The organism is Psychroflexus curvus, from assembly GCF_020164585.1.
GTDB classification, from domain to species: domain Bacteria; phylum Bacteroidota; class Bacteroidia; order Flavobacteriales; family Flavobacteriaceae; genus Psychroflexus; species Psychroflexus curvus.
On the sequence record NZ_JAIQZF010000003.1, the window covers coordinates 178375 to 204201 of the forward strand.

The 25827-nt window shown below is 37.0% G+C and carries 27 protein-coding genes; 21 read left to right on the plus strand and 6 right to left on the minus strand.

The window, feature by feature from the left end; translation table 11 throughout:
- Position 1 precedes the first annotated feature (1 nt).
- The 3 genes from LB450_RS05195 (at position 2) to LB450_RS05205 (ending at position 1875) form a co-directional block, all read left to right on the plus strand.
- Complete coding sequence (locus LB450_RS05195; RefSeq protein WP_224486797.1) at positions 2 to 916, plus strand: glutaminase; 915 nt, start codon at positions 2 to 4, stop codon at positions 914 to 916.
- Between the two features lie 66 nt (positions 917 to 982).
- Positions 983 to 1285, plus strand: a complete 303-nt coding sequence (locus tag LB450_RS05200; protein WP_224486798.1) for a Sec-independent protein translocase subunit TatA/TatB — start codon at positions 983 to 985, stop codon at positions 1283 to 1285.
- Positions 1285 to 1875, plus strand: coding sequence for a phosphatase PAP2 family protein (locus tag LB450_RS05205; RefSeq protein ID WP_224486799.1), 591 nt, complete (start codon positions 1285 to 1287; stop codon positions 1873 to 1875). Before LB450_RS05200 ends, LB450_RS05205 begins: the two co-directional genes overlap by 1 nt.
- 167 nt (positions 1876 to 2042) lie before the next feature.
- On the opposite strand, the gene LB450_RS05210 is transcribed toward LB450_RS05205, so the two are convergent.
- Genes LB450_RS05210 through ribD form a run of 3 tightly spaced genes read right to left on the minus strand, consistent with a single transcriptional unit; the run spans position 2043 to position 4559 of the window.
- Positions 2043 to 2918: an EamA family transporter gene (locus LB450_RS05210; RefSeq protein ID WP_224486800.1), complete on the minus strand. Its 876-nt coding sequence runs from the start codon at positions 2916 to 2918 to the stop codon at positions 2043 to 2045.
- A complete protein-coding gene (locus LB450_RS05215) occupies positions 2915 to 3523 on the minus strand; it encodes an HAD family hydrolase (protein WP_224486801.1) in 609 nt (202 codons plus the stop codon). The genes LB450_RS05210 and LB450_RS05215 overlap by 4 nt, the downstream gene beginning before the upstream one ends.
- Entirely contained in the window at positions 3516 to 4559 is a 1044-nt protein-coding gene (ribD, locus tag LB450_RS05220) for a bifunctional diaminohydroxyphosphoribosylaminopyrimidine deaminase/5-amino-6-(5-phosphoribosylamino)uracil reductase RibD (protein ID WP_224486802.1), read from the minus strand. The genes LB450_RS05215 and ribD overlap by 8 nt, the downstream gene beginning before the upstream one ends.
- 222 nt (positions 4560 to 4781) lie before the next feature.
- Between ribD and LB450_RS05225 the strand changes: the two genes are divergently transcribed.
- Both LB450_RS05225 and LB450_RS05230 read left to right on the plus strand, forming a co-directional pair.
- Entirely contained in the window at positions 4782 to 5273 is a 492-nt protein-coding gene (locus LB450_RS05225) for a GNAT family N-acetyltransferase (RefSeq protein ID WP_224486803.1), read from the plus strand.
- Between the two features lie 5 nt (positions 5274 to 5278).
- Entirely contained in the window at positions 5279 to 5641 is a 363-nt protein-coding gene (locus LB450_RS05230) for a methylglyoxal synthase (RefSeq protein ID WP_224486804.1), read from the plus strand.
- Between the two features lie 3 nt (positions 5642 to 5644).
- On the opposite strand, the gene LB450_RS05235 is transcribed toward LB450_RS05230, so the two are convergent.
- Complete coding sequence (locus LB450_RS05235) at positions 5645 to 6085, minus strand: acyl-CoA thioesterase (protein WP_224486805.1); 441 nt, start codon at positions 6083 to 6085, stop codon at positions 5645 to 5647.
- A 161-nt stretch (positions 6086 to 6246) separates the two neighbouring features.
- Here LB450_RS05235 and dnaA point away from each other — a divergent pair, with 161 nt between their 5' ends.
- From dnaA to ligA, 6 genes are all read left to right on the plus strand, one after another.
- A complete protein-coding gene (gene dnaA / locus LB450_RS05240) occupies positions 6247 to 7677 on the plus strand; it encodes a chromosomal replication initiator protein DnaA (RefSeq protein ID WP_224486806.1) in 1431 nt (476 codons plus the stop codon).
- Complete coding sequence (locus LB450_RS05245) at positions 7674 to 8132, plus strand: low molecular weight protein-tyrosine-phosphatase (RefSeq protein WP_224486807.1); 459 nt, start codon at positions 7674 to 7676, stop codon at positions 8130 to 8132. The genes dnaA and LB450_RS05245 overlap by 4 nt, the downstream gene beginning before the upstream one ends.
- A 27-nt stretch (positions 8133 to 8159) precedes the next feature.
- The gene (locus LB450_RS05250; protein WP_224486808.1) at positions 8160 to 8879 is read left to right on the plus strand and encodes an SAM-dependent methyltransferase; all 720 of its coding nucleotides are present in this window, start codon (positions 8160 to 8162) and stop codon (positions 8877 to 8879) included.
- A 32-nt stretch (positions 8880 to 8911) separates the two neighbouring features.
- Positions 8912 to 9535: an IMPACT family protein gene (locus tag LB450_RS05255; protein WP_224486809.1), complete on the plus strand. Its 624-nt coding sequence runs from the start codon at positions 8912 to 8914 to the stop codon at positions 9533 to 9535.
- On the plus strand, positions 9532 to 10401 hold the full coding sequence (prmC, locus tag LB450_RS05260) for a peptide chain release factor N(5)-glutamine methyltransferase (RefSeq protein WP_224486810.1): 870 nt from the start codon (positions 9532 to 9534) through the stop codon (positions 10399 to 10401). Before LB450_RS05255 ends, prmC begins: the two co-directional genes overlap by 4 nt.
- A 90-nt stretch (positions 10402 to 10491) precedes the next feature.
- Positions 10492 to 12492 carry an NAD-dependent DNA ligase LigA gene (ligA, locus tag LB450_RS05265; protein ID WP_224486811.1) on the plus strand — a complete coding sequence of 667 codons (2001 nt, stop codon included), beginning with the start codon at positions 10492 to 10494 and terminating at the stop codon, positions 12490 to 12492.
- Positions 12493 to 12639: 147 nt separating this feature from the next.
- Here ligA and LB450_RS05270 read toward each other — a convergent pair whose 3' ends face one another.
- Together LB450_RS05270 and LB450_RS05275 are read right to left on the minus strand one after the other, a co-directional pair.
- Positions 12640 to 13554 carry a bifunctional metallophosphatase/5'-nucleotidase gene (locus LB450_RS05270; protein WP_224486812.1) on the minus strand — a complete coding sequence of 305 codons (915 nt, stop codon included), beginning with the start codon at positions 13552 to 13554 and terminating at the stop codon, positions 12640 to 12642.
- A 4-nt stretch (positions 13555 to 13558) separates the two neighbouring features.
- Positions 13559 to 14338, minus strand: a complete 780-nt coding sequence (locus tag LB450_RS05275; protein ID WP_224486813.1) for a 5'-nucleotidase C-terminal domain-containing protein — start codon at positions 14336 to 14338, stop codon at positions 13559 to 13561.
- Positions 14339 to 14504: 166 nt separating this feature from the next.
- Between LB450_RS05275 and LB450_RS05280 the strand changes: the two genes are divergently transcribed.
- The 10 genes from LB450_RS05280 to LB450_RS05325 all read left to right on the plus strand — a co-directional run bounded on the left by LB450_RS05280 (position 14505) and on the right by LB450_RS05325 (position 25785).
- Complete coding sequence (locus LB450_RS05280; protein WP_224486814.1) at positions 14505 to 16508, plus strand: cation:proton antiporter domain-containing protein; 2004 nt, start codon at positions 14505 to 14507, stop codon at positions 16506 to 16508.
- Positions 16509 to 16609: 101 nt separating this feature from the next.
- Positions 16610 to 18469: a M61 family metallopeptidase gene (locus LB450_RS05285; RefSeq protein ID WP_224486815.1), complete on the plus strand. Its 1860-nt coding sequence runs from the start codon at positions 16610 to 16612 to the stop codon at positions 18467 to 18469.
- 54 nt (positions 18470 to 18523) lie between these two features.
- Positions 18524 to 19018 (plus strand): DUF6913 domain-containing protein, encoded by a 495-nt coding sequence (locus tag LB450_RS05290; protein WP_407692570.1) that lies wholly within the window; start codon positions 18524 to 18526, stop codon positions 19016 to 19018.
- 7 nt (positions 19019 to 19025) lie between these two features.
- Entirely contained in the window at positions 19026 to 19904 is an 879-nt protein-coding gene (dapA, locus tag LB450_RS05295; protein ID WP_224486817.1) for a 4-hydroxy-tetrahydrodipicolinate synthase, read from the plus strand.
- Positions 19905 to 19968: 64 nt separating this feature from the next.
- A complete protein-coding gene (locus LB450_RS05300) occupies positions 19969 to 20793 on the plus strand; it encodes an outer membrane protein assembly factor BamD (protein ID WP_224486818.1) in 825 nt (274 codons plus the stop codon).
- Positions 20790 to 21125, plus strand: a complete 336-nt coding sequence (locus LB450_RS05305) for a DNA-directed RNA polymerase subunit omega (protein ID WP_224486819.1) — start codon at positions 20790 to 20792, stop codon at positions 21123 to 21125. The genes LB450_RS05300 and LB450_RS05305 overlap by 4 nt, the downstream gene beginning before the upstream one ends.
- Before the next feature lie 12 nt (positions 21126 to 21137).
- Positions 21138 to 22334, plus strand: coding sequence for a bifunctional phosphopantothenoylcysteine decarboxylase/phosphopantothenate--cysteine ligase CoaBC (gene coaBC / locus LB450_RS05310; RefSeq protein ID WP_224486820.1), 1197 nt, complete (start codon positions 21138 to 21140; stop codon positions 22332 to 22334).
- Positions 22334 to 23221 carry a type IX secretion system protein PorD gene (porD, locus tag LB450_RS05315; RefSeq protein ID WP_224486821.1) on the plus strand — a complete coding sequence of 296 codons (888 nt, stop codon included), beginning with the start codon at positions 22334 to 22336 and terminating at the stop codon, positions 23219 to 23221. Before coaBC ends, porD begins: the two co-directional genes overlap by 1 nt.
- 65 nt (positions 23222 to 23286) lie before the next feature.
- Positions 23287 to 24939, plus strand: a complete 1653-nt coding sequence (recN, locus tag LB450_RS05320) for a DNA repair protein RecN (RefSeq protein WP_224486822.1) — start codon at positions 23287 to 23289, stop codon at positions 24937 to 24939.
- Between the two features lie 33 nt (positions 24940 to 24972).
- Complete coding sequence (locus LB450_RS05325) at positions 24973 to 25785, plus strand: enoyl-ACP reductase FabI (protein WP_224486823.1); 813 nt, start codon at positions 24973 to 24975, stop codon at positions 25783 to 25785.
- Positions 25786 to 25827 lie beyond the last annotated feature (42 nt).

Below are 25827 nucleotides of genomic sequence, written 5' to 3' on the forward strand. Positions count from 1 at the left end.
AATGGATTATCAAGCGATTTTAAATGTCATTGAGAAAGAATTCTCCCCTACTGAGGACATGGGCAATGTGGCTGCATATATTCCTGAATTATCTAAAGTTAATCCTTTGAAATTTGGAGTCTACCTCTTTTGTCAGGATGGATCATCTTTTGAATTTGGTGACAGTCAGGAAAAATTTTCTATACAAAGTGTTTCCAAAGTATTCACGCTTACGATTGCTAAAGAATTACTGGGAAAAGATTTATGGAAGCGTGTAAATGTTGAGCCCTCCGGAACTCCTTTCAATTCCCTTACAGAATTGGAAAGAGAAAGTGGAATACCACGTAATCCTTTTATAAATGCAGGCTCTATAGTTGTTGCAGACGCTCTTTTGTCTGTTTTGGATAATCCAAAAAGAGATTTATTGAAGTTTGTGCGTAAACTTTGTGGAGATGATGATATTCACTATGATGAAGCAGTAGCCAGAAGTGAAAAAAAGAATGGATACCGCAACAAAGCTTTGGTCAATTATATGAAAGCACTTGGAAATATCGATAACGACACCGATGAGATCTTAGATTTTTATTTTTATCAATGCTCTATTGCTATGAATTGTGATCAGCTTTCCAAAGCTTTTATGCTTTATGCCAATGAAGGGAAACATTTCCAAACTCAGGAGAAAGTGATAGATCGGCAGAGTGTGAAACGTATTAATTCCATCATGCAGACCTGTGGGTTTTACGATGAAGCTGGAGAATTTAGTTTTAGAGTTGGTTTGCCAGGTAAAAGTGGAGTAGGCGGGGGTATTGTAGCAGTACATCCAGAGAAATACTCTGTAGCAGTATGGAGTCCAATGCTTAACGAAAAAGGAAATTCTGCCCTCGGGATGAAGGTGTTAGAAAGATTGACCACCCTTACTGGCTTTTCAATTTTCTAAAAAGTCTTGTGTAAGTTTTAGAATTTTATATTTCGCAGTTCAGAATCAGACCAGTATATTTGCAACATGATAAGTTTACCTCTTTTTATTAGCGGAACTGAAATAGCTTTTATCTTATTTATTTTGATAATGGTATTCGGCGCTGACAAAATTCCAGACATGGCACGGTTTTTCGGAAAAACTATGAAGTCCTTCCGTCATGCTACTGATGAAATAAAAACTGAAATAACCAAGCAAAAGGAAGAGCATAATTTAGACTTCGATATCAAAAAAGAAGTTGAAGATCAAACCAAAACCTTAGAATCTAAAACGTCAAAGTTGAAGGATGAGGTGGAAGATGCAATCGGTCCTATCAAAAGGAGATTTTAATGGAATTAAATCCTTCCCTTTGGGATTGGGAATTGATGGTTTACCTTAATAACTTAAGTCCTTCCGCTTTAGATTCGTTTTGGACTTTTGTAACTCATACAAAACATTGGATACCTTTCTATTTTGTTCTCATAGCGCTATTTTTTTATAAAGCTGATTATAAAAAAGGAATTCTTGGCGTTTCGTTCTTGCTGTTGAGTGTGGGAATTACTCATTTTCTTACAGAGTTTACTAAGTTTTTGGTTCAGCGGAAAAGACCAAATTTCACTGAAGAAATAATGGATCATCTGAAGATTCTTTATGAACCCACGAATTTCAGCTTCTTTTCAGGACATGCTTCAACTTCTTTTGCAGCAACAGTATTTGTTTACCTCTTACTAAACTCAAGATTTAAATACCTCGGGTTAATTTTTATTTGGCCCATTTTATTTTCTCTAAGTAGGATATTTGTCGGCGTGCATTTTCCAAGTGATATTATTGTTGGGGCTTTTGTAGGAAGTATGATCGCTATCGTTTGTTCTAAACTTTACTTTTTTTCTAAAAGGGAATTATTGAATCAGTCCTGTCCGACTAAGATGCAAGACCGCTAGGCTGACGGACTTAAGATATTAGACTGAATATGTAATTAATTCACTTATCATTGTTTACGTCAAATAAGCCTGGTCAACTATTGCCTTAAGAGTAAGTTTAGAATTGGTTTAAGAGCTGCAAAACAGCTCGTTCCAGGAGGTTTTAAATAGTTTATCGGACAGCAATATTATTGAATATAAGTTATTAAAATAATACTTAGAATCGCCATAACGATTCCAGCCCAATTTTTAGGAATCATTCTTTCTCTGAAAAACATAATCCCTAAAAGGGTTGATAGCAGAACGATACTTACATTGTTGATGATAAAAATGCTAGAACTCTGAAGCCCTTCTATTCTCAGCGCTAAAATGAAAAAATAGATAGAAAAGTAATTAGGAATGCCAAGCAATACGCCTCCTAAGACATCTTTTGCTTTAAAATCTGTTTTTGTCCTGAGTTTTCTAAGTCCAAAAAATACAATTCCAGTCACACAGGCAAAGAAAAAAGTATTGGCAGAAAAGAGTGAAATTTCATCGTCTGGTACATATGTATTTTCAAGAAATTTTATGCTGCTTTCTATAATTCCACTTCCAAGAAATACCAAAAGTGGAAAAATAAAATACTTCATATCTATACTCAAACCATCTCGTTTTCGAACCGATACCAAATAAACCGAAATTAAGGCCAATAGGATTCCTGCAATTTTTAAAAGACCAATCGATTCGTTGTAATAGAGAATAACAAAAATAACGGGTATAGCCACACTCATTTTGCTGGCTACAGAGACTACAGACATGCCTCCTTTTTGTGTTGTGATGACCATCAGAGAGAACACTAGTATAAACATTGCACCCAAAGCCATAGATCCGTAAAACCAGTCTTTCGAGGTGACAGACAAAATTCCTTCCAGTGAAAAATTACCTTGAAATATCAATCCTAACACAAAAGCTATAAAGTAATTGACAATTAAAGCGTTAAGCGTTGTGATGTTGTATTTCCCAAAAAGCTTAAAGACAATGTAAATCGCACTCGAGGACAAAATGCTTAGGACAAGAGCTATCAAAATAAATCAGCTTTTTCGGAAAACAGCTGTGTCACTTCTTCTTCTCCAGCTTTTAGATGCCAAGTGTGAATGCCTATTTTTTTTGCTGTAAGTATATGTTCCAAGGTGTCATCCACAAAAAGAGTTTCATGGGGCTTGAGATCATTCTCCTTCAAAACGAATTCAAAAATTGCAGCGTCAGGCTTTCTCAAATGAATTTCATGAGACAGATAAAACTCATCAAAACAATTTTGGAACTCTTCAAAAACCGGAATATTGTCCTTTACCCAGTCGATATGTAATTCGTTCGTATTGCTTAGCAAAATCAATTTATGAGAATTAGAAGCCTTCAATTCTTTTAAAAACTCAAGGCGTTGCTTAGGAAATTCGATTAAAATAGAGTTCCAGGCGTCTTTAAATTTTTCAGAAGGAAGCTTATCAAATCTCTTGGTGTAGTGTTGGATAAATTCATCTGTAGAGACTAAACCTTTTTCGTAAGCAGCATTGATTTTGATGAGCTCAGAATCAAATTCTTCAACCCCCTGTTGTTTTAAATGCTTAGTCGTAGCAGATTTATCCAAAGTGAGAAAAACATCTCCAAAATCAAAAATGATGGTTTTAATCATTGTAAAAGTATTTCAGTTGGTCATCCTCTATATTCATAGTTATAGAGGCCTGTTTTCTTATTTCAGGACCTTTAATTCCGTTTTTAATAGTGTTTTGCCCAATAAAAACACGTGCTTCATCCCATAATCCTGCATCTATGAAACTTTGTAGAGTTTTACTGCCACCCTCGATAATAACCGACTGAAGCTCTAATTCGTACAACTTATCCAAAACCTGAGGCAATAGGTCGCTGTCAAAATTCAAAGAGAAAAACTTCAAATTTGTCTTGCTTTCTGATGTTAAATTGCTGTGATGAAACACTACAGTAGGCTGTGAAGCATCCATCAAGTATAGATTTTTTGGGAGTCTTAGTGATTTATCTAATACTACACGGGTTGGGTTTTTTCCTTGCCAGTGCCTCACATTAAGCTTTGGATTATCTATACTGGCGGTTTGAGTTCCTACCAGAATACTTTGTTCTTCACTTCTCCATTTATGGACAAGCTGCTGAGAATAAGCATTGGTAATCCAGAAAATCTCATCCTTTTTTTGCCCTTCAGGAGCAATAAAGCCGTGCTTAGTTTCGGCCCATTTCAAAACAATGTAGGGTCTTTTTTTTCTATGAAATGTAAAAAAGCGCTTGTTCAATACCTCACATTCATCCTCACAAACCCCCACCACCACGTTCCTTCCTGCAGCCAGCAATTTTTTGATGCCCATGCCAGCCACTTTTGCAAAAGGATCTACAGTTCCAATGACAATGTTTGGTATTTTCTTATCGATAATAAGATCACTACAAGGCGGTGTTTTTCCATAATGGCTGCAGGGTTCCAGAGTTACGAACAGCTTAGATTTTTTCAACAAAGACTGGTCTTCTACAGCATTTATGGCTCGCACTTCGGCATGTGCATCGCCGGCTTTTATATGCCAGCCCTCGCCAATAATCTTGTCATCATGTACGATGACACAACCCACAAGCGGATTAGGATAGGTAGTGCCCAATCCATTCCTTGCTAACTCAAGGGCTCTTTTTATGTAGAATTCATTTGTATTCACGTTGTAAAAATAGAAAAAGACTTAAGCATACAACTCAGATTTCATTTGCTTTTTCAAATTTTATTTTAGCCTTTTTTTCTGATTTTAAAAACATAAAAACTCAAATTTTAAAGACAGATATACCTATAACTTTAAAATTCATTTAATTTAGCCAGTGGTTTTAGAGCTCACTTAAAACCTTAGAAAATTATTTAAATTCAAACGTTCAATTGAAGCTTAAAAATGACAGAAATTAAAATACGCCCAATCCAGCAAAGAGATAACAAAGAGGTTGCTAAAATGATTCGCCATGTGCTTATAGAGCAGGGGGCACCAAAAGTAGGAACTGCCTATGAGGACAAAGCTACCGATCAGCTTTTTGAAACATACCAGAAAGAAAGATCGGAGTATTTTGTGCTTCTGGAAGGTGATAGGATTTTAGGAAGTGCTGGCATTTCTCCATTAGATAATGGAGACCCGAAAGTTTGTGAACTCCAAAAAATGTATCTGGATCCAAGTGCCAGAGGTCGCGGTATGGGAAATCAGATGATGCAAAAGTGCTTAAGCTTTGCCAAAGCTCAAGGCTTTGAAGTTTGTTATATTGAAACACTACCCGGAATGAAAGCAGCTCAGAAACTGTATCAAAAAACCGGATTTGAATACATTTCAGAACGACTGGGCGATACAGGACACTATTCCTGTACCATTTTTATGAAGAAACAACTAAACCCATAAACGTGATGAAAAAAATTGCAATTATAGCTCACGATGGGAAAAAACCTGAAATGGTTAATTTTCTCAATAAAAATATCGATAAACTCAAGAAAGTAGAACTTATTGCCACCGGGACAACGGGAACGCATGTGGAAAATATGGGACTGCAAGTCGAAAAAAAACTATCCGGACCCATTGGTGGAGATGCTCAGATTGCTGGTTTGGCAGCAGAAAAAAAGCTGGCTATGATTTTGTTCTTTAGAGATCCGCTGGGTAAGCATCCGCATGAGCCGGATGTGCAGATGCTGATGAGAATTTGCGATGTTCACAATATTCCTATAGCCACTAATCCAGCCACAGCTCAGCTGCTTATCGATTCTTTTTTTTAAAGATTAATCTCTCGGAATAGCGTCTACAATCAAATTCATAATATCTCCCGGGCAACGTATCGGTTTTCTGGTAGATTGGTTGACAAATACCAAAACTGTTTGCCCCAGAGTGAGCAATTCGTCCTTTTGATTTCTGATTTCATAATCAAAAGTAATGGAAGCACCCGGTAACTGATAAAGGCCTGTCTTAACCCTTAATACATCACCAAATTTTGCCGGCCTTTTATAATCAACATTTAATTTATTTATAGGTAACATCACTCCATTATCTTCCATTTTTTGATAATGCATCCCCATAATTCTGAGCCAGTCTACTCTTGCTTGTTCAAAATAAATGGGATAAACTGAATGGTGTACAACACCCATTTGGTCTGTTTCGGCATACCTAACTTCGATTGTAGAAGTCGTAAAAATCGGTCTTATTTCTTTGTAATTTTTGCTCAAAATTTATGTTTTAACATCTCTTTAAGTATAGGCAGAAAAAACTAGAATTTCAACCCATATTTAATTTTTTTATTAAAAAGTTTGTTCACATATTTGTGGTTCGAACAAAGCGAGTTCAGCTTTGTTGAATTGATTTATAATACAAATATTCAAGCTTAACTATGTCAAAATCAGCAACTTCGGTTTGGGATAACTGTCTTATTTTTATTAAAGATAACATCTCAGATCAAGCTTACAAAACTTGGTTCCAGCCGATTAATGCTGTTAAACTCAATGACAATGCCTTGAGCATACAGGTGCCTTCAAAATTCTTTTACGAGTGGTTAGAAGAGCATTACGTTGACCTGCTGAAAGTTGCTCTTACCAAAGAACTCGGTAAAGGGGCTAAATTGGTTTATGTGATTCGTATGGAAAATGCAGAAGGCAACAATCAACCCTTCACAGAAAAAATTCCAAGTACGCAACGATCCAATGTTAATTCACAATCTGTAGATTTTCCTGCAAGGCAGAAAAATCCTGAATTGAGAAACCCTTTTGTAATTCCCGGAATCAGAAATTTAAAAATAGATTCTCAACTCAATTCGAATTATAGTTTTGATAACTTTTTAGAGGGGACCTCCAATAGGTTAGCCAGATCCGCAAGTCTTGCCGTAGCCAATAAGCCTGGTGGAACTTCTTTCAATCCATTACTCATTTTTGGAGGAGTTGGTTTGGGAAAAACTCACCTGGCTCACGCCATTGGTTTGCAAGTCAAGGATAAATTTCCAGATAAAACCGTGCTTTATATTTCTGCAGATAAATTTACACAGCAGCATATAGATGCCGTTTCAAAAAACAATAGAAACGATTTTATTCATTTTTACCAGATTATAGATGTTCTTATCGTTGATGACATTCAATTGATTTCGGGCAAAAAAGGTACTCAGGATGTCTTTTTCCACATTTTCAATCACCTGCATCAAAATGGAAAGCAAGTCATCTTGACGAGTGACAAAGCACCTGTGGATATGCAAGACATTCAACAGAGACTGTTATCCAGATTCAAATGGGGACTTTCTGCAGAGCTGGAGCAGCCAGATTACGAGACGCGTATTAAAATCATCAAAAATAAACTCTACAATGATGGAGTGGAAATGGCAGATGAAATCTTAGATTATGTAGCTTCCAGAATCACAAACAATATCCGTGAGTTGGAAGGAGCTATTATTTCATTGATTGCTCATTCATCGTTTAGTAAGACTGAAATTACCATAGATCTAGCTGAGCAAATTGTAAAAAATTACGTTAAGAACAATAAAAAACCAATCTCGCTAGACGATATCCAAAATGTGGTGAGTGATTATTTTCACATTGAGATTGATGAATTACAATCCAAAAGCAGAAAACGCAACGTAGTCCAAGCCCGACAAATCGCCATGTATTTTGCTAAAGAAATCACTAAAACATCGCTAACCAATATTGGAAAACACATTGGTCAAAGAGACCATTCCACGGTGTTACACTCCTGTAAAATTGTTTCCAATCTGCAGGATTCTGATAAGCAGTTTCGAAAATTTATTCAGGATCTTGAGATCAAATTCAAACAGTTATGACCAGAATTTTGATGGTATGTTTAGGAAATATTTGTCGTTCTCCATTGGCAGAAGGCATTTTAAAATCTAAATTAGATCATGCAAAATTTCTGGTTGATTCTGCGGGAACTGCAAGTCATCATGTAGGCTCTTCACCAGACCATCGTTCTGTAGAAATTGCTAAAAGAAATGGATTGGATATTACCTATCAAAGCGGTAGAGTTTTTGTAAAAGAAGATTTCAAAACTTTCGATTATATTTTTGTAATGGATACTTCCAATTATGAAGATGTTTTAAATTTAGCTGAAACGCAAAAACATAGGGATAAGGTGAGCCTGATTTTAAATAAAATTTTTCCAGACGAAGATATGAGTGTGCCAGACCCATACCATAACTCTATTGACGGCTTCAAACAAGTTTATGAAATGCTAGAAGAATCCTGTTCTGTCATAGCAAAAGAGTTGGAGAAATCTTAAATTGAGTTACTAACCTAATCAACAGAAATGGAAAACCTTAAGGAAAAAGGCCTACTTTATCTTATTCCAAATCGACTTGGAGATTCACCACCTTTAGAAGTACTTCCGCTTTCTATCAGAAAAGTCATAAACGAAATCGATCACTATATTGTTGAAAACGAAAAGGTGGCCAGGCATTTTATAAAAAAAATTGTGCCTTCCAAATCTCAGCCTGGTCTTGAATTCAGGCTTCTCAATAAATTCACTTCAGAATTAGAAATTCCTAATTTTTTGGATCCCTGCGAGCAGGGAATCAGCATGGGATTGCTTTCTGATGCAGGCTGTCCTGGTGTTGCAGATCCTGGAGCCCAGATAGTAGCTTTGGCTCATCAAAAAGATATTAAGGTGGTTCCCCTGGTAGGACCATCTTCTATTTTACTAGCTTTAATGTCCAGTGGACTTAATGGCCAAAGTTTTGTGTTTCACGGGTATTTACCTATCGATAATCAGGAGCGCAGGCAGTTTGTAAAGAAAATAGAAAAGGCTTCCATAACTAATAATCAGGCTCAGATTTTCATCGAAACGCCCTACAGAAATAACAAATTACTGATTAGCCTAGTTTCGACTTTACAGGCTTCTACCAGAATTTGTGTTGCTGTTGACCTTACACTTTCGACTGAATTTGTAAAAACACAAACTGCTGCGGAATGGAAGAAAACTTCCATAGATTTGCACAAAAGACCTGCGATATTCTTAATTCAAGGCTAGGAAGCTAATTCTCTGGTCAAACTCAATATTTATTGGAAAAAGACGCTTACAAAACGATTGATCGCCCTAGTTCTGAAATCCTTTTTAAGGAAAGAGCAAGTAAGTTCTTTGGCTATGCGTTTCCTGTAGTTTCCGAAGATGATGTAGAGTCTGCGCTTCTTGAGCTGAAATCTAAACACAATAAAGCAGGTCATTTCTGTTATGCCTGGCAAATAGGAAAAAATTACGAGCACTTCAGAGTCAACGATGATGGCGAGCCTTCTAATTCTGCAGGTATGCCAATTCTGGGTCAGTTGCAAAATTTTGAAGTCACCAACATTTTGATAGTTGTGGTTAGGTATTTCGGTGGAACTAAACTTGGTGTTGGAGGCTTGATTTCAGCTTATAAAACCGCTGCAAAGCTCGCCCTGGAAAACAGTAAACTTGTTTCTAAAACCATAAATCTCGATTTTGATGTCACTTGTGAATACGATAAAATGAACCTGGTGATGAGGTTGGTCAAGGAATACGATTTAGAGATTTTAGAGCAGGATCTGAAGTTGAATTGCCAATTTAAAATTGGGGTGAGAAAAAAAGAGTTCGAAATGATATACGATAAATTTGAAGCTGTCTTTGGCTTCGAAGTTTCAAGTAGTCATAAGACTGAGGAAGAATGACAAATTTAAAAGTTTTAAAGGAAAATTTTTTAGAAGACCTTTCATCTGTTTATGAAACGAATGAAGCTTCATCACTGTTTTCCTGGCTTGCAGAAGATATCCTGCATTTAAAAACTCACGATTTACTGCTTAAAACTGAAGTTAAGTTGGAGAAAACCCAACTTTTAAAATTTGAAGAAGCTAAAGCCAGGCTTATTAAGCAAGAGCCCATCCAGTATATATTAGGTTATTCAGAATTTTTTGGTTTGAAGCTTAAGGTTAATTCGCATGTATTGATTCCACGGCCAGAAACCGAAGAGCTTGTCCAATGGATTCTGGATGACTACCTGTCTTCCAACCTTAAGTTGTCCATAATAGATTTAGGCACCGGTAGTGGCTGCATTCCTATCGCACTAGCCAAGCATCTTCCTGAAGCTAAGATAAAAGCTTTAGATATTTCTGCAGAGGCATTAAGTCTTGCAGCGTCAAACCTGTCTGCGTGTCTTGGAGAGGCAGGCTCCGAAGAGAATACTACTCAAATTGAATTTATACAGGATAATTTACTGGAACTGGAAGAATTAGCAGAAGTAGATATCATTGTATCTAACCCGCCTTATGTTAAGTATAACGAACGACACGGTATAAAAAAGAATGTTTTGGACAATGAGCCTCATGTAGCTTTGTTCGTCGAAAACGAGGATCCCCTGGTGTTTTATAGAAAGATTGCTGAATTAGCTACCAAACAAACCAAAACACCTGTGGTTTATGTGGAAGTCAGTCAATATCTGGCAGAAGAAACTCGTCAGTTGTTTAAAGATTTTGGATTTGAGCGGGTTGAGCTAAGGAGAGATTTTCGGGGGAATGATAGAATGCTAAAAGCTTATTAAACTTATTTGAATGCTGGTTTTTAAGACTGATTTTCAAAGATTTTAGTTTAAATTTATACCCCAAGCTAACTTCATTAATTTTTTGATTTCATGGATATACAACAGAAGATAGAACAGCTTAGATCAGAGCTTCACGAGCATAATTATAAGTATTATGTTCTGGATAGTCCTGAGATTTCTGACTATGATTTTGACATGAAATTGAAAGAGTTACAGCAACTAGAACAGGCGCATCCAGAGTTTAAAGATTCCAATTCGCCTACGATGCGGGTTGGGGGTGAGGTGACCAAAAATTTCCAAACGGTTGTGCATGATTTTCCGATGTATTCCTTGTCAAATTCGTATTCCAAAGAGGATCTTGATGACTGGGAAACTCGAATTCAAAAAATAATAGAAGAGCCTGTTGAGTTCACTTGCGAATTGAAATATGATGGTGCTTCTATCAGCTTAACTTATGAAAACGGCGAGTTTTTAAGAGCGGTCACTCGCGGTGACGGAACTCAAGGCGATGAGATTACTCAAAATGTAAAAACGATTAGATCTGTTCCGCTGAAACTGAAAGGCGACGATTTTCCAAATCGATTTGATATACGGGGAGAAATTGTTTTGCCTTATGAAGGCTTTGCAAAACTAAATGCGGAGAAAGTAGAGCAGGGAGAAGAACCCTATGCCAACCCAAGAAATACAGCCTCCGGAAGCTTGAAACTCCAAGATAGTGGTGAAGTAGCAAGGCGACCTTTATTGTGTTTGCTGTACAATCTGACAGGTGAAAATCTAGGTGTTGACACTCAAATGGAAAGCCTGAACAAAGCTAGGGAATGGGGCTTCAACGTTCCCAGAGAAGCTCAACTCGCTAAATCTATGGATGAGGTCTTTGCTTACATTAATTATTGGGATGAGCATAGACGGGATCTGCCTTACGAAACCGATGGCGTTGTGATAAAAGTGAACAGCTTACAACACCAGGAAGAGCTGGGTTATACGGCAAAATCCCCACGATGGGCGATGGCTTACAAATTTAAAGCCGAGCAAGTATCGACGACATTAAACGAAATCACTTACCAGGTTGGAAGAACAGGAGCTATAACGCCGGTAGCTAATTTAGACCCTGTACAGCTGGCAGGAACCACAGTAAAACGCGCTTCTTTGCATAACGCCGATCAAATCGAAAAGTTAGACATCAGAGAAGGGGATGTGGTTTTCGTAGAAAAAGGAGGGGAAATTATTCCAAAAATAATCGGTGTAGATTTTACACATCGCGATCCAGATTCTGAACCCACAGCGTATATCAATGAATGTCCTGTCTGTGAAACTCCTCTAGAACGAAAAGAAGGGGAAGCTCTCCATTTTTGCCCAAATACGGAAGGTTGTCCGCCTCAGATCATTGGACGTATTCAGCATTTTATTTCAAGAAAAGCCATGGATATTGAAGGGCTTGGTGGAGAAACAGTGGCTTTGCTGGTGAAAGAAAATCTAATCGAAGATTATGCAGATCTCTATACTTTGAAAAAAGAAGATGTTCTTCCTTTAGAGCGTATGGCTGAAAAATCTGCAGAAAATCTGATTCAAGGGATTGAAGCTTCCAAGGAAGTCCCTTTTGAACGTGTTCTTTTTGGTTTGGGAATTCGGTATGTAGGAGAAACCGTTGCTAAAAAACTGGTGAAATTTTATAAAAGCATAGATGTTTTGGCATCGGCAAGTTTAGAAAGCCTTGTAGCTGTAGATGAGATAGGTGAACGCATAGCACAGAGTGTAGTTGATTTCTTTAATGATGATGCCAATAAAGAACGCATCATCAGACTTCAAAAATATGGTCTAAATCTTGAAATTTCTGAAGATGAACTGGAAAATCAAAGTCAGAAGTTAGCAGATTTAACTTTAGTGATTTCAGGTGTTTTTGAAAAAGTATCCAGAAAAGAAATTCAAAAACTGATAGAGACCCACGGCGGAAAAAACACAAGTTCTATTTCTAAAAAGACAGATTACCTGGTTGCCGGAGATAATATGGGACCAAGCAAACGCACGAAAGCAGAGAATCTTGGAATCAAAATTATTACCGAAGATGAGTTTTTGGAGATGATAGAGGAGTAACAATCTGAAAAAAGAGCAAAGAAACAAGATTAAAGACTTGTTTAAGTTTTACAATTCCAAGGTTTTTTTTAAAACATTTAGACTCTGCCTTCATGGTTTCTTTGTAGTGTGTAAATTTTATCTAAAAATTTTATCTATCAAATAAATTTAAACCTCAATTACCAGGCTTTTATTCTCACTAGCTCCAGCTTCATCAAAATAAAAATCGATTCGGCCCACGTTTATTCCAGCCCATCCCACTTGATTCACGAGTACTTTTTTACCATCGAGATTGTCAACCACGCTCGGCTTTTCTAAAAACGTATGGGTATGTCCGCCAATGATAAGGTCAATACCCCTGGTTTGCGCTGCTAGTTTCAAGTCATCAATTTTGTCAGACTTATAGCTGTAGCCAAGGTGCGACAAGCAAATGACCAAATCGCATTCCAGATCTTTTTTTAAGATTTTCACCTGTTCTTGAGTAATTTCAACGGGATCCAGGTATTCCGTTTCTTTGTAAAGGTCTTTAGAAACTAAGCCATCCAGTTGAATTCCGAGTGCAAAGACCCCCACTTTAAGGTTATTAACTTCATAAACCTGGTAAGGTTTAACCAAGCTCCCCAGGCTCGTGTTGGAAAGGTCATAGTTAGAATTAAGCAAATCAAATTCGGCATGTTGCAGTTGCGCAGCAATATTATCAATGCCATTATCAAACTCATGATTTCCAATGGTCGAAGCGTGGTAGCCCATTTTGGTCATCAACTTATATTCGAGTTCACCGCCGTAAAAATTGAAGTAGGGCGTTCCCTGGAAAGCATCACCAGCATCTAGAATCAGCGTGTTTGGGTTTTCAGATTTTACATTCTGGATATAGCTATATCTTCTGGAAACTCCCCCAAGATTAGGGAAATTGCTATCGTTTGCAGGAAAGGGATCGATATGGCTATGCACATCGTTGGTGTGCAAAATGGTGAGGTGCTTTGAGAAAACCTTAGGTTTAAAAGCACTCCAAACGCCCATACCTCCTGCAGCCAAAAAACCAGTTGCCGCCCCAGCTGTTTTTACAAATTTCAATCGATTCATGCGTTTAGTTTTGAAGTTGAATAAAGCGTTGATCCCTTGCTGGAGCAATGGTGTCTTTCTTTTTGAAATAATCGATAAGCAAATTTCTCAATTTATAATCCAGCGTTTGTATGTCCTTTGCCTTCAAGAAAAAATCCATGCGATCACCGCCTTTTATTAAATAATCTGAAGTGGCTACGTAGAAGGATTTCTTTTGAACCTGCCCGTCCAAGAAACGCAGGCGGGTTTGCTCCCTGTTCACTTTAGCTTCATCCAGGTTGCCTTCAGCATCCAAAATCACCTGAAGCCCTGCGATGGGGTGAGCTACTTTGTTTTGAACAAGATAATCTATCAAAACTTGAAGTTCATCTGAAGCCAATTCAGCAACCACAACCTCATTTTCAAACGGCATAATGTTATAAGCAGTTCTTGTGGTCATATCTCCAGCGTTTATTCCAGACCGAATACCACCATAATTCAGAAGTACCAAATCTATATTCTTACCCGTTCTTTCATGAAAAATGGGATTCGCCATCTCCATAACTGCATCTGCCATCATGTTGCCGATGGGTGTGTTGAATTTGAAATCAGACTTGTTCATCGCTTCAGGAGTGAAGGCAAGAACTCCTTCCATTTCATCTTTTATTCTTTTCCGGTAAGGAGCTATATAGCCTTCTAATTCTTTATTCTTGGTAATAGAATCTGAAATTTGAACGTGTTTCCCTTCGATTTTTACAAGTTTTTGTGGTGTGTCTGAACAGGACCATAAACCTAAAATTAAAAGAAGTATGCTGACTTTATTCATCTAAATCATTTTTGGCGTAAATATAATTAAAACCCACAAAGGGATATGAGCTTATCAAAGCTAGCCTGAAATATAATTTATAGGAATTGTCCGTTTTTTATTTAGCGTTTGCAGATGACATTAAGAATTTTATTTTAGTATTTTTGCAAAACCCTTAAATTTAATTATGGAAATACCACTACTCAAGGAAATCGTTGTCGTTTTAGGCATTTCAATTGTCATTATTTTAGCTTTCCAGAAATTAAAAGTACCTTCAATTCTTGGATTTTTGTTTGCTGGTATTATTGTAGGACCTAGTGCTTTCAATCTTTTAAGCTCTTCTCACGAAGTAGAATTACTTTCAGAAATCGGGATTATTTTTCTGCTGTTTATAATTGGTATAGAGTTGTCCTTCAGTGGTTTGATGAAAATCAAAAAGACCGTTTTTGTTGGTGGTGGTTTACAGGTAGCAGGAACAATACTGATCACAGCTTTAGTTGCAATGGCTCTTGGTGTAGAGATCAATACGGCTGTTTTTCTGGGGTTTTTAATTTCTCTAAGTAGTACAGCTATCGTCTTAAAAATGCTGCAAGAAAAAGGTGAGATAAAATCACCTCACGGTAGGATAGCCTTAGGCATTCTTATTTTTCAAGATATTATCGTCGTACCGATGATGTTGCTGACACCGATTTTAGCGGGAAAAGCAGAAAATATAGGAGAGACTTTACTTATTCTTCTGGCTAAACTTATAGGTGTTGGAGTGGTGGTATTTGTGCTTCAAAAGTATGTTGTGCCTTTCGTTTTTAAATTGGTTGTTAAATCAAAAAACAGAGAGTTATTTATTCTAACCACCATCGTCTTTTGCTTTTCTGTGGCGTGGCTAACCTCTTCTGTTGGCTTGTCTCTAGCTTTAGGAGCATTTTTCGCAGGGTTAATTATTTCAGAATCGGAATATAGTCATCAGGCAACAGCCAACGTTTTGCCGTTTCGAGAGATATTTATAAGTTTCTTTTTTATATCCGTTGGCTCCCTCTTGGATATCAACTTTTTTATAAACAATGTTGTTTATATTTTACTTTTTGTCCTGGCTGTTTTGGTCATTAAAATGTTAATTGTAGGATTAGTAGCGCTGCTCCTCAAAAACCAGCCCAGGTCAGTGTTCATGTCAGCATTTAGTATTTTTCAAGTTGGGGAATTTTCTCTTTTGCTTTCAACTGTAGGTTTGCAAAATGACTTATTGCCTAACGAATTGTATCAATATTTTCTTGCCGTATCCATCATCACCATGGCTTTGACGCCTTTTGTATTGCAGAAATCTCACACTATGTCAGATTACCTTTTAAGAGCTGCTATTCCAAAACGTGTGAGAAAACGTATGAACAAACGAAAAATTGATAGTAGTAGTCAAGAAATTGATCAGGAGCAGGATTGGAAAGACCACGTTGTGATTGTGGGGTATGGAATCAATGGACAGAATATTTCCAGAGTTACGTCTCATATTGATATACCTTATGTGATTTTGGACATGGATTACGACGCCATTAAACTGGCAAAAGAGAAAAATCAGCCCATTGTTTTTGGAGATGCTTCAGATCCGGAAATCTTAAAGCATATCAATATCCAAAATGCGAGGGTAGTGGTAATTGCGATATCCGACCCTAATGCTACCAAAAAGATTATTTCATCCGTCCGATTGTTTTCACAAACGGTTTATATCATCGTGAGAACACGCTATGTGAAAGAAATTGAAGAAAACATGAAAGTAGGAGCAGATGAGGTCATACCCGAAGAATTTGAAACTTCTATTGAAATATTTACCCGAGTCCTCAGACAGTATATGGTGACTCAAGGTGACATAGAAAATATAGTAACCAACATTAGGTCATCCGACTACGAAATGTTGACAAGTATCAAACCTACATCTACCAATGCTGTTTTTCAGCAATTGAACATACCAGACAAGGAAGTGGTCACGCTTCATGTTCAACATGGGAATAATAATATTGCAGGGGCTACTATTGGTGAATCCGGAATTGGTAAAAATTATAATGTGACGGTTTTAGCTATCAAGCGCGGCAGGAAATATATCTCAGATATTCAACCCAGCACAAAAATAGAAATTGATGATTTGGTTTACATTTTTGGAGCTTCGAAGGATATAAATACATTAAATAAAGTCATAAAATTTTAAATGTCGTAACAAATTCGCCTGCGTGACTTGGACGGGCAGGCCCGCCTGCGAAACTTGGACGGGCAGGATCAGAATAGATAGTCTAATTAAAAATCAAGAGGATGAAAAAATTAATTTTAGTCTTAGGTGTTCTAGCAACTGTAATTAGTTGTAAATCGGTTTCCCAAAAGGAAAATGATCTTATAGTTGTGGATGTTTTTCTTCATGAAGTTGAAAATGACAGAGTAAAAGTGACGGTGAATCCAGGACCCATAGCTTCAGATTCGCTTAAATTTTATTTACCCAAAACAGTTCCTGGTACCTACGCCATCAACGATTACGGTCAGTTTTCCAGCGACCTTGTGGCTTTAGATTATGATGGAAATCCAATCGATGCCACCCGCCAGGATGATAATACGTGGGTGATTTCCAATTCATCCAGCTTCGATAAACTTACCTATTATGTAGATGACACTTTTGATAGTCAAGGTGAGGGGGGTGTGTTTTCTCCTGCAGGAACCAATTTTGAAGCTGGTGACAATTTCATGCTAAATTTGCATGCGATGGTAGGTTATTTCGAAAATACTAAGGAAACGCCCTACAAAATCAATGTTCACAGACCTTCCAATCTGGCAGCTTCAGCTTCTTTGCCAGTTATCAATCAAACCGATCAGGGATCTTACGTGACAGATGAATTTTTTACCGACAGGTATTTTGGAGTTATAGATCATCCCATTTTGTATACTGAACCTGACACTACAAGTTTTGATATCGATGGTATGAAAGTCTTGTTGAGTATCCACTCTCCAAATAGTGTGCATACTACTGAAGATCTGAAACCAGCATTAGAGAAAATGGTACAGGCTCAAAAATCTTTTTTAGGTGAAATTGACAATACCAATGTTTATGCGATTTTACTTTACTTATCTGACATGGAAAATCCCGATGCTCGTGGATTTGGTGCATTAGAACACCATACTTCTACAAGTGTGGTGTTGCCGGAAACCATGACTCTGGAGCAGCTTGAGGAAACGATGACCGACGTGGTTTCTCACGAATTTTTTCACATCATTACTCCTTTAAATATACACTCCAGGGAAGTGCATTATTTCGATTATAACGATCCTAAGATGTCCAAGCATTTATGGATGTATGAAGGTGTTACTGAATATTTTGCTAACTTATTTCAAATCAACCAGGGTTTGATTACTGAAGAGGAGTTTTACCAACGTATGAATGAGAAGATTGAAACTTCCATGGCATTTGACGATACTATGTCGTTTACAGAAATGAGTGAACATATTCTTGAAGATGAATACAAAGATTCTTATTACAATGTCTACCAGAAAGGAGCATTGATAGGTATGGCGTTGGATATTCGACTTAGAGAATTGAGTGATGGTGAGATGGGTATTTTGGATTTGATGAAAACTCTGATTTCTAAATACGGAAAAGACACACCTTTTAAAGATGATGATTTAATCGCTGAAATCGTTGCGTTAACCTATCCTGAAATTCAAATATTTTTTGATAAGCATGTGACAGGAAGTACGCCGATTCCTTATGAAGAGTATTTTGCCAAAGTGGGTGTGGAAAAAACCGAAAATTTATCTAAAACCGGTTATTTTTTGAATGGAAGGACACCGTTTATTGATGTTAACCAGGATGAAGGCACTGTCTTTTTCAGGGAAAGTTACCCTATGAATTCGTTTTTTAAAGATTTGGGAATACAAAAAGGCGATAGTATAAAGTCAATAAATGGGACTGAATATACATTACAAAACATCAGGAATCTGATCTCGACTTCTATGGCCTGGGAGGAAGGTGAAGATTTTAAAATCACTATCTTAAGAGATGGTAAGGAAATGACTTTTGAAGGCAAAACGGCTCAGCCTTACATCAAAAAAACAAGCTTAGAGTCAGCTGAAATAGATAGCGATAATCCTAAATTCAGATTAAGACAGGCATGGTTGAAAGGCTAGAATGTTTAAGTTCGCAACATTAAAAATGATCTATATCTAATTTAAAATTTAAAGGTGCTCAATTCGGTACAAACTTATTTTATCAAAAAAAACTTGAAGCCATCAAAGTCCCCTATGACGGGAGATAGAATGTCTATGGTGGGTGTACTATTCAACGCGGATGTTTCAGATAGAAATCAACTTCGGGAGCATATAGAGCATAATTTTGATGAAGACAGTTCAAAACTTATTTTTTTAGGATTCAGCAGGAAAAACTATGAAAAAGAAAAAAAGTCAAATTTTATTTTCACAAAAAAAGATTTTTCATTGCTCGGCCAACCTAGGTCTGAAGTGATTACTGAGTTCTTGAAACACAATTATAAATTGCTTTTCAATTTTTTCGGGGAAAATGAACATTATCTCGAGAATATAGCACAACTCGCACAGGCCAACTTAAAGGTGGGTTTATGTGAGTCCAATGAAAAAATAAATGATCTTTTACTAGATTTGGAGTCTAAAGATTTACGTTTTTTTGAAGAAAGTTCGAAATATATTAAACACATAATTTAAACAAAAAATGACACAGTTTTTGGGGACAGGAGTTGCATTGGCGACACCCTTTACTAGAGAGAATGAAATAGATGAAAATGCTTTGAGGCGTTTGGTTCAATTTCAGATTAAGAATGGAGTAGATTACATTGTAGTGATGGGGACTACTGCAGAAAGTCCAACCTTGACAAAAGTTGAAAAAGAGCTTGTAAAAACCATCATAAAAAAAGAAAACAATGGTAAGTTGCCTTTAATTTATGGAATTGGGAGTAATAATACTTCACAATTGGTAAAAGATTTAGCTAAGGAAAACCTTGATGGTTTTGATGCCATTCTTTCGGTTTCTCCGTTTTATAACAAGCCTACTCAAGAAGGAATTTACCAGCATTTTGCAGCTGTTTCTAAAGCCTCTCCACTTCCTGTCATACTTTATAATGTTCCCGGAAGAACAAGTTCCAATATGTTGCCGCTTACGGTGAACCGACTAGCCAATGATTTTGATAATATTATTGGCATAAAAGAAGCTTCGGGAGATATGGTACAAGCCATGCAAATGATACGAGATACTCCAGCAGACTTTCTAGTCATTTCTGGAGATGATATGATTACCTTGCCCATGATTCTTGCTGGTGGAGCAGGTGTGATTTCGGTAATGGCTCAAGGTTTTCCCTCTGAATTTACCAGGATGGTGAATTTAGGCTTACAGAGAGAAAATGACGAAGCTTACAAAATTCAATTTCAACTGATGAATGGTATGGATCTCATTTTCAAAGAAGGAAATCCATCTGGAATCAAATCGGTTTTAGAATTGAAAAAAATAATAAATGGGTCTGTAAGATTACCATTAGTTGAAGCAACTCCAGAATTAAAATCAGCTCTGAGTATTTTTATTAATCAGTTGAAATAGCCTGGGTTTTATTGCATTTTTATTATCGAAGATTTATCCCTAATTTTGCACGATATTTAAGTTTATGAAGCGATTATTAGTTCTCTTGATTATTATAGCCGGATTCTCCTCTTGTAGCGAGTATCAGAAAGTCTTAAAAGAGAAAGAGATTTCTCCAAAGTACAAAATGGCTAAGCAGTTTTACGGTCAAGGAGTCGAAACAGGTAAGAATAAGTATTTCCGTAAGGCAATTCGTTTATTCGATCAAATCTTACCACAATATAAAGGGAAGCCTTCCGGGGAGACGGTAACTTATATGAATGCAAATGCGCATTACCTGGTAGGAGATTATTTTATGTCGGGGTATATGTTCGAACGTTTTACTAAATCCTATCCCAATAGCGAAAAAGTAGAAGAGGCTTTCTATAAGAGTGCAAAAAGTTATTACGAAGTCTCTCCAATTTATAGTAAAGATCAGGAAGACACCTATAAAGCTATAAGTAAACTTCAATTCTATCTCAATACCTATCCCGATGGAGAATTTTTCTCATCCGCGAATGATATTATTCAGGAGCTAAGCGTAAAGATTGAAAAGAAATTTTACGAAATATCAAAACAATACCATCATACAGAGCGTTACAAAGCAGCGATACAGTCATTTGACAATTTTATTCTCAAGTTTCCAGGATCTAAATTTAGAGAGCAAGCCTATTTTTACAAGTTTGAATCTGCTTATATTTTAGCCATTAACAGTGTGACCTATTTAATTCCAGAACGCTTGGCTGAAGCTTTGCTTTACTATGAAGATTTTATCAAATATTATGGTGACTCCGAAAGTGAACTTTTGGATCAAGCCAAAACATACGCACAAGACATAGAACAACGTACTAATACCCAAATAGAATTATGAATTCAAATATCAAACACACCAGCGCTCCGTTAAGCACTACTACAATCAACAAGAATAAAGTTGATGCTGCTACCGGTAACATTTATGAAGCGATTTCAATTGTTTCTAAACGTGCCAATCAGATCAATGTTGAGATGAAGAAAGAGCTTTTAGAGAAATTAGATGAATTTGCTACTTATAATGAAAATCTTGATGAGGTTTTTGAAAATAAAGAGCAAATAGAGGTGTCTAAATACTACGAAAGATTACCAAAGCCACATTCTATTGCTATGGATGAGTGGTTAGACGATAAAATATACTACAGAAATACCAAGGAAAATACAGAAGAGTAACACGTATTGCACATGAGTATTTTAAGCGGCAAGCATATCCTATTAGGAATTACGGGTGGCATTGCCGCTTATAAATCTGCATTTTTGGTAAGGCTCCTTAAAAAAGCTGGAGCCAATGTAAAAGTGGTCATGACTCCAGAGTCTGAACACTTTGTTACTCCACTTACACTCTCAACACTTTCAGAAAATCCGGTAGTTTCCTCATTTACCGATGAAGAAAAAAACTGGAATAACCACGTCGAACTTGGATTGTGGGCCGATCTCATGTTGATTGCTCCGGCAACAGCCAACACGCTTTCTAAGATGGCTGCTGGTAATGCCAATAATCTTTTAATTACCACTTATCTATCAGCCAAATGTCCTGTTTACTTTGCTCCTGCAATGGACCTCGACATGTACAAACACGCTTCTTCCAAAGCCAGTATTGATGAATTAATCAGTTTTGGGAATAAATTCATTCAACCAGAGTCGGGTCCTCTTGCCAGTGGACTCAGTGGAGAAGGAAGAATGGCTGAGCCGGAAAATATTGTTAACTTCATAGAACAGGATATACTTTCGGGGCTTCCGCTTTCAGGAAAAACGATTACAATTACAGCCGGCCCTACTTATGAGGCCATTGATCCCGTTCGGTTTATAGGTAACCATTCTAGCGGGCAAATGGGTTTTGAACTGGCAGCACAAGCCCTAAAACTCGGGGCGGCGGTAAATTTAATAACAGGGCCAACTCACTTTAAACTCCAGGATAGCCTATTAAAAAGAATTGACGTGATGAGCGCTCAGGACATGTTTGAATCTGCCATATCACATTTTGAAAATTCTGATATTGTAATTGCAGCAGCAGCGGTTTCAGATTATAAGCCTTTGAAACAATTCGATCAAAAACTGAAGAAAAGTGAAGATGCTTTGCGCATAGATTTAGAACCTACACCAGATATCCTTAAGCATCTTGGAACTTTGAAAACACATCAAACTTTAGTTGGGTTTGCACTTGAAACCACTAATGAAGAAGAGAATGCAAAATCTAAATTAAAAAAGAAAAATTTAGATTTTATAGTGTTGAATTCTCTTAATGATAAAGATGCGGGATTCAAGAAAGAAACCAATAAAATCAAAATCATAACAAATTCAGAAGTCATTCGTTTTGATACTAAATCCAAAGCCGACGTTGCTGAGGATATTTTGAATCATATTTTGAAAATCATGAAATAATGAATCTTAAGTATATTTTATTGGTTTTATGGTTTCCTTTAGCAGCTTCGCCTCAGGCTATTGAGGCAGAGGTGGTGTTGGATGCTCAACAGACCGGAAGAAGTCAGCTTTCTATTTTTAACACCCTGGAGAAGGATGTCACTGAATTCATCAATAACACACGCTGGACAGATGCCAACTACCAGCCTCATCAACGTATTAAGTGCAGTTTTAATATTTTGGTGCAGAGTTATGATGCAGACAGTTTTCAGGCGACACTTCAAGTTCAGTCTTCTCGGCCCATTTTTGGTTCAAGTATGAATTCGATTTTATTGAATATAAAAGACGATAATTTCAATTTTATTTATAAGGAATTTGAGCCTTTGAATTACAATCCTAATGTATTCAGTAGTAATCTTATTTCTACACTTAGTTTTTATGTGTACACCATTCTTGGATATGATGCAGATACATTTGAGGAAGGCGCAGGTGATGAGTTTTATGAAGAAGCTAGAAAAATTGTTAATGCAGCCGGGCAAAGAGGCGGCATAGGCTGGAGAGACGCGGGAATTTCCCAAAGCAGGTTTGGAATTAACAGAGATTTGCTTTCCGGGAATTTTTCAAATTTCAGAAAAGCCATATATATTTATCATAGAGAGGGTCTTGATGTCATGCATAAAGATGTTTTTAAAGGAAAAGAAAATATTCTCACAGCAATCGATTTGATTTCGCAAAATTCAAAAAGCAGGCCTAATGCTGTCTTATTTAGACTATTTTTTGATGCAAAGTCAGATGAACTTATGCAGATTTTAAGTGGTGGTCCAGAACTGGATATCAAATCTACCATGAGCACTTTAAATCAGGTTGCTCCTGTACATAACAGGAAATGGAGAATGATTGGCAGGTAATAGTAGTGCAGATCGGTCAATATTTAGTAGATTAGCTTTCGTATTAATGTCTTAAATTTTAATCTGTGCTTAGAGTTCTTGGGATCAAAAATTTTGCTCTTATCGAAGACATCAGTCTCGAATTCACCGATAATTTCTCAATTATCACTGGTGAAACCGGAGCAGGTAAATCCATTATTCTTGGAGCACTTTCTCTGTTATTAGGAAAACGAGCCGATCTTAATTCTATAAGAAATTCAGAACAAAAATGCGTTATCGAAGGCCAGTTTTCTGTTGGTGCTTTCGGTTTGAAATCTCTATTTGAAAATTTAGATTTGGATTATGAGGAAGAGACTATCATCAGACGGGAAATATTACCTTCAGGAAAATCCAGAGCTTTTGTAAACGACACTCCAGTGAGGCTCTCAAATTTGAGCGAGCTTGGTGTTCATCTCATAGACATTCATAGTCAGCATGAAACCTTATCGATTGGAAATCAAGATTACCAATACGATGTTTTAGATACAGTAGCTCAAAATTCAGAATTGAAGTCAGACTATCTGAAGAATTATAAATTACTGAATAAATTCAGAAAAGAATTTGATGAGCTAAAATCTAAACAGGTAAAAGCTGTTGAAGCTTACGATTATAATGTGTTTTTACTTTCAGAATTAACGGAAGCTAACCTCAAACCCGGACTTCAGGAAGAGTTGGAGTCAACACAAAGCAAGTTGAGTCATGTCGAAGAACTTCAGGAAAAATTGGGTCAATCTTTTCAGCAGTTGGATGAAGAATCGATTGGTGTGGTTGCTCAGCTGAGGCAAATCAATTTGCAATTAAGAAAGGCTTCCCAGCTAGACCCCAGTCTCGGCGAGCTTCATCAACGGATAGAAAGTATTTTGATAGAAGCTGAAGACATCAGTTCTGAAACTCAAAGCCAGCTGGAATCTTTGGATGCAGATCCTAAAGCCCTGGAAGAGGTAAACGAAAAGCTTCAACTGATTTATACGCTGCAAAAGAAGCATCACGTTCCAGATATTGACGGTCTCCTAACAGTTAAGGAAGCCCTCGAGCAACAGGTTTCTGTAAAAGAAAATGCTGAAAAAGAACTTCAAAAAGCTGAGCTTCAAATCTCAAAACAACAAGAGCAATTATCCAAACTAGCCAAAAAACTTTTTGAAAGCAGATTGAAAACTACGGCAACTATTTCAAAAGTTGTTGAAGACATGTTAGGTGAATTGGGTATTCTAGATGCTAAGCTTAAGATTGAAGGTGCTTTTAATTCAACGTTCAGCTCGAGAGGAGCAGACGATTTTGAATGGTTGTTTTCTGCTAATAAGGGAAGTAAACCTCAGGACATCAAAAAAGTGGCTTCCGGAGGGGAATTGTCGAGAATAACTTTAGCTATAAAAAGTTTGTTGGCTCAATATGAAAACTTGCCGAGCATCATTTTTGATGAAATAGACACTGGAGTTTCCGGAGATGTAGCGACAAAAATGGGAGTGATTATGAAAAAAATGTCAGCTTCCTTACAGGTGATTTCTATTACTCACTTACCGCAAATAGCGGGGATGGGCCAACAGCATTTTAAAGTATATAAAACCACTAAAAACGAAAAAACACAATCCAATATAAAAGTTCTTAAAAACCAGGATCGTGTTGTTGAGCTTGCCGAAATGCTGGGAGGTGATAAAACCTCTGAATCTGCTCTGGCTCATGCTCAATCTTTGTTAAAATGATTAACTTTACAGCATTCAAAAAAAAATTAAACTATGTCATATAACTTACTGAAAGGAAAACGCGGAATTATTTTTGGGGCTTTAGATGAAAATTCTATCGCATGGAAAACCGCTGAAAGAGCACATGAGGAAGGCGCTAAATTTGTTCTTACCAACGCTCCTGTAGCTTTGAGAATGGGAACTATCAAATCTCTTGCTGAAAAAACCAATTCCGAAGTGATTGCTGCAGATGCTACTAAAATTGAAGACCTGGAAAATCTGATCGAAAAATCTGAAGAAATTCTTGGAGGAAAATTGGATTTTGTCTTGCATTCTATCGGGATGTCCATCAATGTAAGAAAGGGAAAACACTATACCGATCAGAATTACGATTGGACGCATAAAGGGCTTGATGTTTCAGCTATGTCTTTTCATAAATTGATGCAAACGCTTTACAAAAAGGATGCTATGAATGAATGGGGAAGCATTGTAGCGCTTACTTATATGGCAGCTCAGCGAGTATTCCCAGATTATAACGATATGGCAGATAACAAAGCCTATTTAGAATCTGTTGCCAGGAGCTTTGGATACTTTTTTGGAAAAGATAAAAAAGTAAGAGTAAATACTATTTCACAATCTCCAACGCCAACTTCTGCTGGACAGGGTGTAAAAGGATTTACAGGCTTTATGAATTATGCAGAAAAAATGTCACCGCTTGGTAATGCAACAGCTTTGGAATGTGCAGATTATACCTTGACACTATTTTCAGATTTGACTAAAAAAGTGACCTTACAAAACTTATTTCATGATGGTGGATTCTCCAATATGGGAGTGAGCCAGGAGATCATGGAAGCGATGGAAGACTAGTTACTTGCATTTAGAAATTTTACATGAATGATTCCCGAACCT

Bases quoted from the DNA above. Each gene is read 5' to 3' on its own strand.
- LB450_RS05195 (WP_224486797.1), top strand. From the start codon at position 2: ATGGATTATCAAGCGATTTTAAATGTCATTGAGAAAGAATTCTCCCCT.
- LB450_RS05200 (WP_224486798.1), top strand. From the start codon at position 983: ATGATAAGTTTACCTCTTTTTATTAGCGGAACTGAAATAGCTTTTATC.
- LB450_RS05205 (WP_224486799.1), top strand. From the start codon at position 1,285: ATGGAATTAAATCCTTCCCTTTGGGATTGGGAATTGATGGTTTACCTT.
- LB450_RS05215 (WP_224486801.1), bottom strand. From the start codon at position 3,523: ATGATTAAAACCATCATTTTTGATTTTGGAGATGTTTTTCTCACTTTG.
- LB450_RS05225 (WP_224486803.1), top strand. From the start codon at position 4,782: ATGACAGAAATTAAAATACGCCCAATCCAGCAAAGAGATAACAAAGAG.
- LB450_RS05230 (WP_224486804.1), top strand. From the start codon at position 5,279: ATGAAAAAAATTGCAATTATAGCTCACGATGGGAAAAAACCTGAAATG.
- dnaA (WP_224486806.1), top strand. From the start codon at position 6,247: ATGTCAAAATCAGCAACTTCGGTTTGGGATAACTGTCTTATTTTTATT.
- LB450_RS05245 (WP_224486807.1), top strand. From the start codon at position 7,674: ATGACCAGAATTTTGATGGTATGTTTAGGAAATATTTGTCGTTCTCCA.
- LB450_RS05250 (WP_224486808.1), top strand. From the start codon at position 8,160: ATGGAAAACCTTAAGGAAAAAGGCCTACTTTATCTTATTCCAAATCGA.
- prmC (WP_224486810.1), top strand. From the start codon at position 9,532: ATGACAAATTTAAAAGTTTTAAAGGAAAATTTTTTAGAAGACCTTTCA.
- ligA (WP_224486811.1), top strand. From the start codon at position 10,492: ATGGATATACAACAGAAGATAGAACAGCTTAGATCAGAGCTTCACGAG.
- LB450_RS05270 (WP_224486812.1), bottom strand. From the start codon at position 13,554: ATGAATCGATTGAAATTTGTAAAAACAGCTGGGGCGGCAACTGGTTTT.
- LB450_RS05275 (WP_224486813.1), bottom strand. From the start codon at position 14,338: ATGAATAAAGTCAGCATACTTCTTTTAATTTTAGGTTTATGGTCCTGT.
- LB450_RS05280 (WP_224486814.1), top strand. From the start codon at position 14,505: ATGGAAATACCACTACTCAAGGAAATCGTTGTCGTTTTAGGCATTTCA.
- LB450_RS05285 (WP_224486815.1), top strand. From the start codon at position 16,610: ATGAAAAAATTAATTTTAGTCTTAGGTGTTCTAGCAACTGTAATTAGT.
- dapA (WP_224486817.1), top strand. From the start codon at position 19,026: ATGACACAGTTTTTGGGGACAGGAGTTGCATTGGCGACACCCTTTACT.
- LB450_RS05300 (WP_224486818.1), top strand. From the start codon at position 19,969: ATGAAGCGATTATTAGTTCTCTTGATTATTATAGCCGGATTCTCCTCT.
- LB450_RS05305 (WP_224486819.1), top strand. From the start codon at position 20,790: ATGAATTCAAATATCAAACACACCAGCGCTCCGTTAAGCACTACTACA.
- coaBC (WP_224486820.1), top strand. From the start codon at position 21,138: ATGAGTATTTTAAGCGGCAAGCATATCCTATTAGGAATTACGGGTGGC.
- porD (WP_224486821.1), top strand. From the start codon at position 22,334: ATGAATCTTAAGTATATTTTATTGGTTTTATGGTTTCCTTTAGCAGCT.
- LB450_RS05325 (WP_224486823.1), top strand. From the start codon at position 24,973: ATGTCATATAACTTACTGAAAGGAAAACGCGGAATTATTTTTGGGGCT.